This window comes from Rhizobacter sp. P3_B12 (assembly GCF_056402895.1).
In genome coordinates, this window is record NZ_JBFUGN010000103.1 from 1 (window position 1) to 11,428 (window position 11,428).

Annotated in this window: 7 protein-coding genes; all 7 read right to left on the reverse strand. The window is 69.7% G+C overall.

All coding sequences use genetic code 11. The annotated features are described in order from the left end of the window. Nucleotides 1-129: 129 nt before the first annotated feature. Entirely contained in the window at nucleotides 130-2,088 is a 1,959-nt protein-coding gene (locus AC1D01_RS08475) for a C1 family peptidase (RefSeq protein WP_477865610.1), read from the reverse strand. Nucleotides 2,089-2,180: 92 nt separating this feature from the next. Next, entirely contained in the window at nucleotides 2,181-2,927 is a 747-nt protein-coding gene (locus AC1D01_RS08480; protein WP_477865611.1) for a hypothetical protein, read from the reverse strand. A gap of 191 nt (nucleotides 2,928-3,118) precedes the next feature. Continuing rightward, nucleotides 3,119-4,960: a protein kinase domain-containing protein gene (locus AC1D01_RS08485; RefSeq protein WP_477865612.1), complete on the reverse strand. Its 1,842-nt coding sequence runs from the start codon at nucleotides 4,958-4,960 to the stop codon at nucleotides 3,119-3,121. Further along, nucleotides 4,957-5,691 carry a type VI secretion system-associated protein TagF gene (gene tagF, locus AC1D01_RS08490; protein ID WP_082004388.1) on the reverse strand — a complete coding sequence of 245 codons (735 nt, stop codon included), beginning with the start codon at nucleotides 5,689-5,691 and terminating at the stop codon, nucleotides 4,957-4,959. Before tagF ends, AC1D01_RS08485 begins: the two co-directional genes overlap by 4 nt. Beyond that, on the reverse strand, nucleotides 5,673-9,272 hold the full coding sequence (tssM, locus tag AC1D01_RS08495) for a type VI secretion system membrane subunit TssM (protein WP_477865613.1): 3,600 nt from the start codon (nucleotides 9,270-9,272) through the stop codon (nucleotides 5,673-5,675). Before tssM ends, tagF begins: the two co-directional genes overlap by 19 nt. After that, complete coding sequence (locus tag AC1D01_RS08500) at nucleotides 9,269-10,615, reverse strand: DotU family type VI secretion system protein (protein ID WP_477865614.1); 1,347 nt, start codon at nucleotides 10,613-10,615, stop codon at nucleotides 9,269-9,271. Before AC1D01_RS08500 ends, tssM begins: the two co-directional genes overlap by 4 nt. A gap of 29 nt (nucleotides 10,616-10,644) precedes the next feature. Beyond that, the coding region (gene tssK / locus AC1D01_RS08505) for a type VI secretion system baseplate subunit TssK (RefSeq protein WP_477865615.1) at nucleotides 10,645-11,428 on the reverse strand (784 nt) is incomplete at its 5' end.

Genomic DNA, 11,428 nt, shown 5'->3' on the forward strand with positions numbered 1-11,428 from the left:
GTGTTGTCCGCAGCCAGACTGAACGAACCGTATGGTTTTCAAAGCCCTTTGCTTTGGTTACTTTCATTTGGGCTCAAATGAAAGTGACTCGCCCGCCGGGGCGAGACCCGGCAGCCCCCCCGCAGTCGATCACCCCTTCAGGATGAAGGAAACCACCTGCCCCCGCGTCCCCGGGTCATCGTCGAACCCCCCATGCGTCGTGCTGGTGCTCACCGGCCCCGGCGACACCCACGCCGTGGTGTTCGGCAAGCCCTTCGCAGAAGCGTCGAAGAAGCGCTGCATCCCCAGGATCGGCGTCGTGCTCCCCCCCTCGAACGACTCGCTGACGAGGTACAGCAGCGAGCGCCGGTACGGCCCGCAGGTGTGGTCCTGCTGCTCGGCGCGCTCGCTCAGGTGGAACTGCTGGTAGCGCTTGACGACGCCCGTCACCAGGTGCGGCCGCAGGCAGCGGTCGAAGGTGTCGACGCGCACCGCCGGCGCGAGAAAGCTCACCGATTCGAAGCGCATGCCCTCTTGTGCGAGCCGATCGATCATCAGGGTCGCGACGATGCTGCCGGCCGAATGCCCGACGAAATGCATGCGGATGCGCTTGTCGGCCACGCCATGCTTGAAATGCCCGTACAGCAGCACCGCGCCGGCCTGCTCGTCGTCCGGCACACCGGGCTTGTACGCGCTCATCGCGTCGGCGTTCTGCTTCATCTCGCCCCAGATGCGCGTGCCAGGGCGCGACAGCACGCGCTCCAGCCGCTCGTTCCACCAGGCCGTCATCGACGAGCCGGCGGCCGTGCTGCGCGGCACGTCGCGGATCGCATCGTCGATGCAGTTCAGCGCGCTGGTGAAGAAGTCGGTCTCCCACATCAGGAAGATCGGAAAGATCTTCTGCTCGTACAGCATCGGGATCCACTGCGCCGCGATGTCGGCCGCAGCCGATTCGCCGACCAGCCCGCCATGCGCGAAGATGCAGACGTCGACCACGCCGTCCTGCAGCCCCCATTGCTTGCGCGCCTGCGCGAGCTGCACGTCGACGATCGCGCGCACGTCGTCGGGCCGGGTGCGGAACACGCCGCTGTTGCTCAGCGCACCGTTGTTGCCCATGTTGACGATGAACGGCGACAGCTCGCGGTTGCGCAGCACCTCGCTCGCCGCGAGCGCGACACGGCCGGCCGCGTCGGTGCGCAGGCTGATCGATTTCGAGATCGCGGTGTGGTCCTGCGTCACCACGCCAAGCTGCGCGACCCAGCAGTCCATCGCGTTGGCGATCCAGTCGTCATAACTCAGGATCGCGTAGCCGTACGAGCCCCAGTCGGTGCCCCAGGAGTTCTGGATCAGGAAGCCGCGCTCGTTGTAGCCGACGATCGCGAACGCGTGGCCCGAATGCCGCGCATGCCCGCCCTTGACCGGGATCTCCCAGATCCCCTTCTTCGGCTCGGTGAACGAGATCGGCCGCTTCTTCAGTGCCGTCAGTTCGATGCCGTCGTCCCAGCCCGAATGGCAGCCGGCGCTCGCATACAGGATGCCCACCTCGTTCAGCGCGGCATGCATGTCGGTGATCGCCTTGTGGTCGATGCGGTAGTAGGCGCCGAGCGGGCGCTTGACGGCATCGAACCACCAGTCGTCGGCCAGGCTCTTGCTCACCGCCGGCATCTCGAGCCCGGGGAACAGCGGCTCGCGGCAGGCCCCGTGCTTGAACCAGCCCTTCATCGCACCGCGCAGGCTGGAGCCCTTGTCTTCGGACGAGCCCGGGTACTCGTCATAGCGGCGCGCCATCGAGTACAGCATGTACGGCGAGATGGCAGGCTTGCGCTCGCGGCCCGAGGCCAGCAGCAGGTGCTCGACGACCAGCGACAGCGCGAAGCCGGTGCAGGCCATCGTGTCGCCCTGGTACTTGACCGGCAGCCCGTGCTTCGGGAACAGCGTCGGCGGCGGCGCGCTGCCGATGGCCGGGCGGTAGGGCCTGTCGCGCACATCGATCTCGTCGGGGCGCGCGACGCGCATGAACGGGGTGTTCTTCGGCAGCGGGTCGGCGGTGGGGCGGCGCGGTTTCGCCACCTTCGTTGCGCCTGCGACCTTCACCGTTCGTGCTGCCATGAAGCCTCCCCATCGGTTCGATGTGCTTGTCGGATGCGCATTGGACCGCGTCGGGGCACGAGCCGCAAGCCTTCAAAGTGAGGAGGCCGGCGTCACTTGATCTGGTAGCAGCCAGGCGTTTCGATGAACATCTCCGGTCCGAGCTTGCAGCGCAACGCGTTGTATGAATATCGGATGCGATTCCCTGTCGTCTGACTCGCTGCCTCGATGGCAGCCTTGCGCACCGGCCGCCCTCGCCTGTCCAGCAAGCTGTCGAAAATCAGGTACTCGCGGTCCGTCAGGTAGGCAGGAACTTCCGACATTCCCCGCGGCGCAACCAGCACCGCACGCTGCTCCGGCCATACCGTGAAAGGGCCCACCGTGCGCACATCGCCATCCAGCACCTCGGCCGGCAAGCTCAGTCGGTAGCCGCCATCCATGTACTCGATGGCATTCTTCGGCAGCAACTGACGCGCGGAGTTCACGCATTGAATCAAGCTGCGCTCGTGTTGTTCTCCGAAGGCTTCAACCATCACCAGGCGCCCYCGCGCACGTCCCAGCCATTGCAGCACCAGCGTCACGTGGGCGGCTGCACGAACGCTGCCGCCGTCTTCCCTGAAGATCTCGCCCGTCTGCGGGTCGAGCTGGATGCCGAGTCCCAGCGGCAGCCGTTGAAGCGCCATCATTCGATGGCCGAATGTCGCGATGCTGCCGGCCGGCAGCCGCTTCCGCAGCCCCGACACATGAAGGCCCGGCCCGGGCCCGACTTGGCCCGCCATGTTCTCTCGACGCCTGATCTCCCAGGCGCTGTCGCCGGCCAGCAGCCTGCCGACAGCATGGTCGAATGGTTCGCGGGCCATGGTTTCACAAGCCATGCGCCGGCATGTCCGCACATGCCGCACGAGCTCGGTCCGCCCGTCGACGGCGGGAGAAGGCGCCTCCCCACGCGGTCGCTTCGCCGCTCCTCCCGGTCCGTGCAGGGCCATGGCCATTCCTCGTGTCGATTGCCACGCTGAGTGGCATCCGAGGGGTACGGAGTTCCGCGGCGCGGCTACTTGCCGCCGGCGGCGACCTCGTCGACCACCAGCAAGGTGGCGCCATAGCTGCCATCGCACGGCGACTCGCCGGCGCCACACACCGCCTTGCCGGCGAAGGGACTCTCGCCCGGTTGCCGCGCCGCCCACAACTGCCCGGCGAGCCCGAGGTCGATCTCGGGGATCTGGTCGCCGGCCTTCTTGACGCCGATGCCGGTCATGTCGCGCGGCTTGCGCGACACCATCGCGACGATGTGGTCGGTGCCCGGCGGCCCGCCGGCGGTGATGTGCCAGCCGGCACGCGGCAGCACCACCTCGCGGTTCAGCTCGATGCGGTTGTTCTTGTCGAGCTCGTTCGGGAACAGCAGGTAGAAGTGGGCCTTGTCGGTGCCGGCCAGGAACACGTACAGGTAGCCGGCCTCCGACGACTTGACGCGGAACTGCAGCCGGTCGCTGCCGATGCGCAGCTGCGACTTGTCGGCCAGTGCGTTGACGCCCAGCACCGGGTCAGCGTGGCGCACGATGTCCTGCAGCGCCGTGACCAGGCCGAAGGGCACGGCCGGCGGCGGCGCGGGGGCGACGGCCGGCGCCGGTGACGGCGCCGTGGCGGTCGTCACGCCTGCGGCCGATGCAGACGGCGCCGCAGCCACGACGGCGGGCGCCGGCGCACGGCCGGCGAACCACCAGCCCGCCCCGGCCAGCGCGGCGACCACCAGCCCGGCCAGCGCATAGACGCCGGCCCGCGACGGCGGCTTCGCATGCGGATCCGGCATCAGCTCGGCCGGCCGCGTGGACGGCGTCACCACCGTCGACGCACCGAGGTCCGGCGGCACCGGCAACCCGCCGCGCGTGCTGCTGCCCAGCAGTTGCGACGACGCATGCCCCAGACCGTGCCCCTGCCCACCCGGCAGCAAGGCCCGCAGCGCCGCCATGTCCTGCGGCCGGTCGTCCGGCTTCACCGCCAGCCCGGCATCGATGGCGGCCAGGAACTGCGGCGAATACCGCCCCGCCCCCGCCTGCACCGCCGGCTGCAGGTCGTCGGTGACGAGCCGGCTCACCGATGCGAGCGGCGCCCGCCCGGTGATCGAGGCATACAGCACCGCGCACAGCGCATATACGTCGGTCCACGGCCCCTGGCGCATCGCCTTCGATTCGGCGTACTGCTCCACCGGCGCGTAGCCGGCCTTCAGGATCACGGTGAGCGCCTGCGTCGCATCGCCGATCACGCGGCGCGCCGCGCCGAAATCCAGCAGCACCGGCCGCATGCTCGCCGCGCCGCCGAACTGCGTGCTCTGCTGGTTCAGCAGCAGGATGTTGTCGGGCGCGATGTCGCGGTGGTAGCAGCGCTGGTGGTGCATCAGCTCCAGCGCGTCGATCAGCGGGTGCGCCACGCCGAGCAGCAGCGCCTCGTCGGGCCGGCCGTGCTCGATCAGCCACTGCTTCAGCGTCGGACCTTCGTAGTACGGCATCACCATGTAGGCGGTGCCCTGCTGTTCCCAGAAGCGGTACACCTTGACGAGCGACGGGTGGTCGAACGCGGCCAGCAGCTGCGCCTCGTTGACGAAGCTGCGCAGGCCCAGCTCGAAGGTCTCGCGGTGGCGCGCCGAGCGCACCGAGACCTCGCATTGCGGGCCGCGCGTCGCGAGCGTCGCCGGCATGTACTCCTTCAGCGCGACCACGCGGCCGAGCTGGGTGTCGCGCGCCAGGTAGACGATGCCGAAACCGCCCTCGCCGACCAGGCCCTCGACCACGTACTCCTGCAGCCGGAACCCGTTCGGCAGCGAGTTGCCGCCGTCGAGCGGCGCACCGGTCTTGACGACGGTGCGGTCGTCGTCCGGCGCCGAAGTCGAATCGCTCACCAGCGCCCCTCCAGCAACTCCGAGAAGCAGTCCGGCGGCGGCAGCCCGGGCGCCACCGACAGGCTGTCGTCGGGCGCCGACGCATGGTCGGGCCACCACAGGCTGTGGCCGGTGTAGCGGCGCATCGCCTCGGCCACCACCAGCCCGTCGATCCATTGCGGCAGGCTCGCGGCGCCCGCATAGGTGTAGCGCAGCCGGCCCGGCATTGCGGTGGCAGCAGGCTCGACGCTGTGCCGCTCGGCCTGCCACGACGGCGCGCGCGCAAGCGCCGATTCAAAATCTTCGACCGTCGCACCGGCCCCCAGCGTGCCGAGTGCGGCAGCACTCAGGTGCCGGTACCAGCCGTCCAGCGCCTGGATGCCCTCCAGCGTCTCCGGCAGGTCGTGCGCGGTCTGCGCGACCACCAGCGGGAAATAGCGGCCGACCTTGTCGACGCTCGGCATCAGCACGCCGGCCCACCATTCGCTGTCGATCACGCCGGGCGCCCAGGCGAAGCGCCAGATCGGCCCCGTGAGGTACACATCGAGGAACTGCGCGCCGAGCCGCGTGCGGCTCGCGTCCATGCCCTTCGACAACCACGCATCGCAGGCATCGACGAACGGCTGCGGCAGCCGCCGGCTCGCGAAATCGCCCAGCATCGCGAGCTTGCCGAACCAGCCCGGCGCCTGCGTGCCGACGCCGCTGATGAACTGGTCGATGCTGAAGTCGTGGCTCACAGCTTGCCCGGGCATGAGAACTCTTGCAGCTCGGGCAAGCGGAACGGGTTGCGCACGCTGCTCGCGGTGACCAGGAACACCGCCTTGCGGTTGTCGATGTTGAAGGTCGCCTTGAAGCGCTCCGGCGCGCCGGCCGCCTCGACCTGCTGCTTGTCGAACAGCCGGAACAGCGCCCACGGGCCTTCCCGGGTGTCGCCCGACAGCCCGCTCGCCGACACCGGCGTCAGCGCCACGCGCACCTGCGTGCTGCCGCGCGGCCCCGGCCACTGGATCGAGGCCGGGATCTGCGGGCCGTGCGCATACTTGACGAGCTGGCCGTCGACGTCGAGCGTGAACTGCGTGATGTTCGGGTCCATCTCCATCGGCTTGAAGTCGAGCCGCAGCCCCGGCGCGGTGCCGCCGCCGCGGAAGAAGGTGTCGCGGATCACCGCCGCATGCTGGAACTGCAGCAGCGTGGAACTGTCGGCACCCATCGATGCGCCGTCGATCTTCTTGAAGCTCCACGGCCGCGTCGAGGTGTCGACGAAGTTCACCAGGTTCTTCTGGAAGAACGCGTCGAACAGCCCGCCCGGCGCGAACACGCGGGCGAAGTCTTCCTGCGTCACGTCGCGGCTGCTGCCGCGCGCGAACGGGTAGCGCCCGCTGATCGCCTGGCGGCAGAACTCGCCGATCTCGGCATTGATCGAGTTGCCGATGTTGCTGCGCGTGATGTCGAGCGCCGCCTTGGTACCGCTGACCGACAGCGTGTTCAGCAGCGAGCGGGTCGGCTCGGGCAGCCGCGCGGCCYCGGCCTTCACCTTGTTCGGCACGTCAGAGGGCGGCGGCACGTTGCCGCCCTTCACCGCGGTGTCGGCCGCGGTCAGCAGCGTGTAGACCTCGTTGATCAGCGCGATGGTCGAGTCGATCGGCGCGGCCTTGCCGTCGACCGCCCGTGTCTGCTGGCGCAACGCGACGAAGCGGTCGTCGACGATGCTCTCGATGCGCTGGCCCGGCCCGAGCGGCGTGGCCGGCGCCTGGTTGCCCAGCAGCCGCAGCAGTTCCTCGCGCGAGCGCTGGATCGCGTCGCGCGCCTTGGTCTCGACCTTCGACGCCACGTCCTTGCTGTCGCCGAGCGTGGTCTCGCGCGACATCGCCTTCAGCAGCGGCACCAGCGGGTTGTCGGGCGCCGACAGCACGCGCGACATCTGCACCGCCTGCGACAGGTTGGCCGTCGGCAGCATCTTCACGTCGGCGATGAACTCCTCCCACACCGTGACGTAGTCGGTCAGGTACAGGCGGCGCACCTCGTCGGCGAGCTGCTGCTGCACGTCGAGCGAGCGCAGCGCGTTCTGGCGATTGCTGTCGTTGACGCCCAGCACCCAGCTCTCTTCATCGGCCAGCGTGCGCGCGACGCGCTCGACCTCGCGCTGGAAGCCCTTGTGGTAGCCGTCGTAGGTGAAGAGCCCCGGCACGCCCTTGGTCAGCGGCTGGCCGCTCATGCGCGTGAACACCAGGCCCGCGCCGGCACCGGCCGCCTTCGCCACCGTGAACTCCGGGATGTCGGCGCCGACGCCCTGGCGCTTCAGGCGGCGGTACACGCGCTCGGTGAGCGGTGTCGCGATCAGGCGGGCCCGCGTCTGCGCGACCAGCTGCTTGTCCTCGGGCAGCGGCGACACCGCCTGGCCCTCGGCCAGCAGCGCGTCGAGGTGGGATTCGAGCTCGGCGCGCTGCTCGGTGGTCACCGAGCGCGGCAGGTTCGTCTCCCAGTCGGCCATCACGTAGAGCTTGAGGGCGGCCGGGTCGAAGCGCTCCGGGTCGTAGAGCATCACGTAGGCCTTCAGCGCCTCGTACTGCAGCTCGGGGTTGTCGAGGCCGGTCTTCAGGCGGTCCTCGATGCCGAGCGCGATGCGCGGCAGCACCGCGTCGGTCAGCATGCGGCGGTAGGCCTGCTGCGACGCGCCATCGAGCTTGCGGCCCTGGTACAGCCCGAAGCCGTGGCTGAACGGCACCGAGTCGCCGATGCCGGCCCGCGCCAGGTCGCGCGTGGCCTGCAGCGCCGGCAGCAGCACCAGGATGTCGGGCGACGCGCGGTTCGGCGTCGACTGCACCAGCTTGCGCACTTCTTCGACGGTGGCATCCACCTTCGCGATGTAGCGCTGGTTGTTGACGTAGCTGACGCCCCAGGCGAGCAGCACGCCCAGCGAGACGATGCCGAGCGCCGCATAGGCGGCCGTGATCATCCAGGCGCGGCGGCGCTCCCATTTCAGGTCGGTGCCGGCCAGCGCGGCCTCGCCGAACACCACTTCCTTCAGCAGCCGCGACAGGAAGAAGCTCTTGCCGCCGGACTGCAGCGGCGGCAGCACCGTGCGCTCGAGCCGGTAGGTGCGCGCGATGCGGCCGAGCATGCGGTCGATCGGCGTGCCTTCCTGCGTGCCGCTGATGAAGTACACGCCGCGCAGCAGCGGGTGGGCCTCGAACTGCGACGGCGAGAAGACCTGGTCGATCCAGTCCTTCAGCAGCCCGCGCAGCGCCTCGAACTGCTGCGGGAAGCCGTAGATGCGGGCACGGCGCTGCGGGTCGCGCTCGAGTTGCAGGCGGTCGATCAGGCCGTCGGTGAGGCGCTTCTCGAGCGCGTCGAACTCGGCCGGGAACACCGAGAGATCGGTGTGCTGCTGCTTGTCGAGCTTGAAGGTCATGCCCCACGGCGTCGCGCGGGTGTCCTTGTCGACCTCGCCCAACGTCTCCATGAAGCCCGACAGCAGGTCGCACTTGGTGACCAGCAGGTAGATCGGGAAGCGCATGCCCAGGTGCTGGTGCAGCTCCTGCAGCCGCAGGCGCACGGTGGCGGCGTGTTGCGCGCGCTCGTTGACGTTGGCGGTGAGCAGGTCGCTGACCGACACGGTGATCAGCACGCCGTTCAGCGGCTGGCGCGGCCGGCTGCGCTTGAGCAGGTCGAGGAAGCCCTCCCAGGCCTTGCTGTCGGTGTTCTTGTGGCTGTCCTGCGTGGTGTAGCGGCCGGCGGTGTCGATCAGCACCGCCTGGTCGGTGAACCACCAGTCGCAGTTGCGCGTGCCGCCGACGCCCTTCACCGAGTGTTCCCCCATCGCTGCGGCGAGCGGGAAGTTGAGGCCGGAGTTGACCAGCGCGGTCGTCTTGCCCGAGCCCGGTGCGCCGATGATCACGTACCACGGCAGCTCGTACAGGTAGCGCTTGCCGAGGCGCGACGTGAGGCCGCTGAACGCGCCGGCAACGCCCGTCTTGCCGGTGTCGAACTTCGCGTTGCGCAGCGTCTGCAGCGCCTTCTGGAAGCGCTCGTTCAGCGTCTTCAGCTCGGCGTTGGCCGGATCGTCGGCGGCCGTGCCCGCCACCGGCGTCAGCAGCTGGTCGACGACGCGCGCATTGGTCTTGCGCGCACGGAAGTACTGCCACAGCTTGCGCAGGATCACGAGGCCGACGATCACGCCGATGAACACCAGGCGTGCTGTTGCACTTTCCAGGGGTCTCCAGGTGCCGATCGCGATCAGCGGCCCGACGATCCAGATGACGAGGGACAGCGCGATCAGCCCGAGGATCAGCAGGAACCACGGGTTGAGCAGGACACCGAGCAGCTTCTTCATGATCCGGTTCCGGGAGCCGAGGCCGCGGGCGTCGCGCCGCGCGAGATGAACAGGGTGATTTCGACGCGCCGGTTCAGCGCGCGGTTGGCCGGCGAGTCGTTGGCGGCCACCGGCTCGCCATCGGCGCGGCCCTCGGCCTTGACGCGGTCGGCGGCGACGCCGTAGCCCACCAGGATGTCGCGCACCGTCTTCGCGCGCTCCTCGGACAGGTGCCAGTTCGACGGGAACTGCGCGGTGCGGATGCGCACGTTGTCGGTGTGGCCGGTCACCAGCACCGAGCCCTGCACCTKGGCCAGCGCCTCGGCGATGCGCTTCATCAGCGCCTCGCGGTCGCTGGTGAGCGCCGCGCTGGCGGGCGGGAACAGGCCGTCGCCGCGGATGATCACCACGCTGCGGTCGACCTCGTCGCGCACCGTGACCAACTCGGCCTTGATGTCGTTGACGAGGAACTGCGCGAGCCGCGGCTTCGGTGCCGGCAGCTTGACCGGCGGGGTCGGCGGGATCAGCCGCAGTTCCTGGATGCGGCCGTAGACCGGGTCGGAATCGCCGCTCAGCCGCCACGACAGGCCGAGGTAGATCGCGACCACCAGCAGCATCACGACGGCGCTGGCCACCCACAGCGGCAGCCAGGTCAGCATCGAGCGGCGGGTCGCGGCCTCGCCGCGCCAGTTCTGCGCGAGCGGCTGCGGGTAGTCGCCGCGCTCCTTCTTGATGATCTGCGCGAGCCGCTCGCGCACCGCCTCGAGCTGCGCGCGGCCACCGTCGACGACGCGGTAGCGGCCCTCGAAGCCCAGGCACAGCGCGGCGTAGATCAGCTCCAGCAGGTCGCGGTTGCCGCCCGGGTTCTCGGCCAGCTTGGCCATCAGCTGGAACACCTTCTCGCCGCCGCCGGTCTCGTTGTGGAACATCGCCAGCAGGCTGTGGCGGCCCCACTGGCCGGAGGCGCCCCACGGCATGGTGGCGGCCACCTCGTCGAGCAGCGTGCACAGGATGTAGCGCGCGGCCAGCACGCGCTCGGGCGTGATGCCGCGGGCGCGCGCCTGCGCCTCGAATTCGCGCAGGCCCTGGGCGATCGATTCGCGCAGCGCGGCCGGGTCGGCCAGCTGGGTGGAGGCGCGGATCTGCGGCACCAGCGCCAGCAGCGGGTTCGCCAGCGCCACCAGCGGGTTCAGGCCGCTGTCGCTCGGCCCGATGTCGGCCGCCACGTCGGCTCCGGCGGGCTGCTGCGGCGCGTGCTGCGGACGCGAGGGCATGGCGGTCGTGCGCCCGCCCGGCGTCGGCATGATGAAGGTGCGGCCGGTGTCGACTTCGGCAAACGGATCGTCGGGGGAAGAGGGGCTCATCGCGCTCACCACGTTCTTTCTGGCTTACTTCACTGGCTTCTGATGGCCCACAGCTCGAGCTCGAGGCCGGGGAAGTCGCCCGCGATGTGCATCGCGACGTGGCCGTTGGACGAGACGGCCTTCCACAGCTCGCCGCTGCGGTCGAGCTCGAAATAGAAATACCCCGCATGGAACGGCAGCTGGCGCGGCGCGACCGGCAGCGAGCGCAGCCCGATGCCGGGCAGCTGCAGGTTGACCAGATCGCGGATCTTGTCGACCGGGCCGATCTTGGTCTGTGCCGGGAAGCGCTGGCGCAGCTGCTCGCCCGGCACCTGCGCATTGACGGCCAGCACGAAGGTGCCGGTGCGCGCGAGCTCCAGGTCGTCGACGACGGCGGTGCGCACGCCGTGCGTGCGGGCGACCAGCTCGATCTGCAGCGCGTTCTGCTCGAGCACGGCCGTCAGCATGCGGCGCAGCTCGGCGAACACCGGCGCGAAGCAGGCGTTCAGGTCGTCGTGCCGGTACGGCGGGAATTCGGGCGGGCGGCGCGTGCTGCTGGCCAGCGTGGCCAGGTCGCCGGCCAGGCGCAGGCAGTCGCGGTGCAACTCCTTCGGGTGCGCATTCGGCACCGCGGTGTGCTGGCTGAAGATCGGCTCGTTGCGGTTCRGCGTCTGCAGCATCAGGAAATCGGCCAGCTCGGAGACGCCGTGGCTCAGCTGCCCCATGCGGCCGGCGAGCGCCTGCGCGCGCTGCAGGATCAGGCCGTGCAGCAGCGAGGCGCTGGCCGACAGCTGGGCGGTGGCCTCGATCGCCACCTGCGGCGGGATGTAGCTG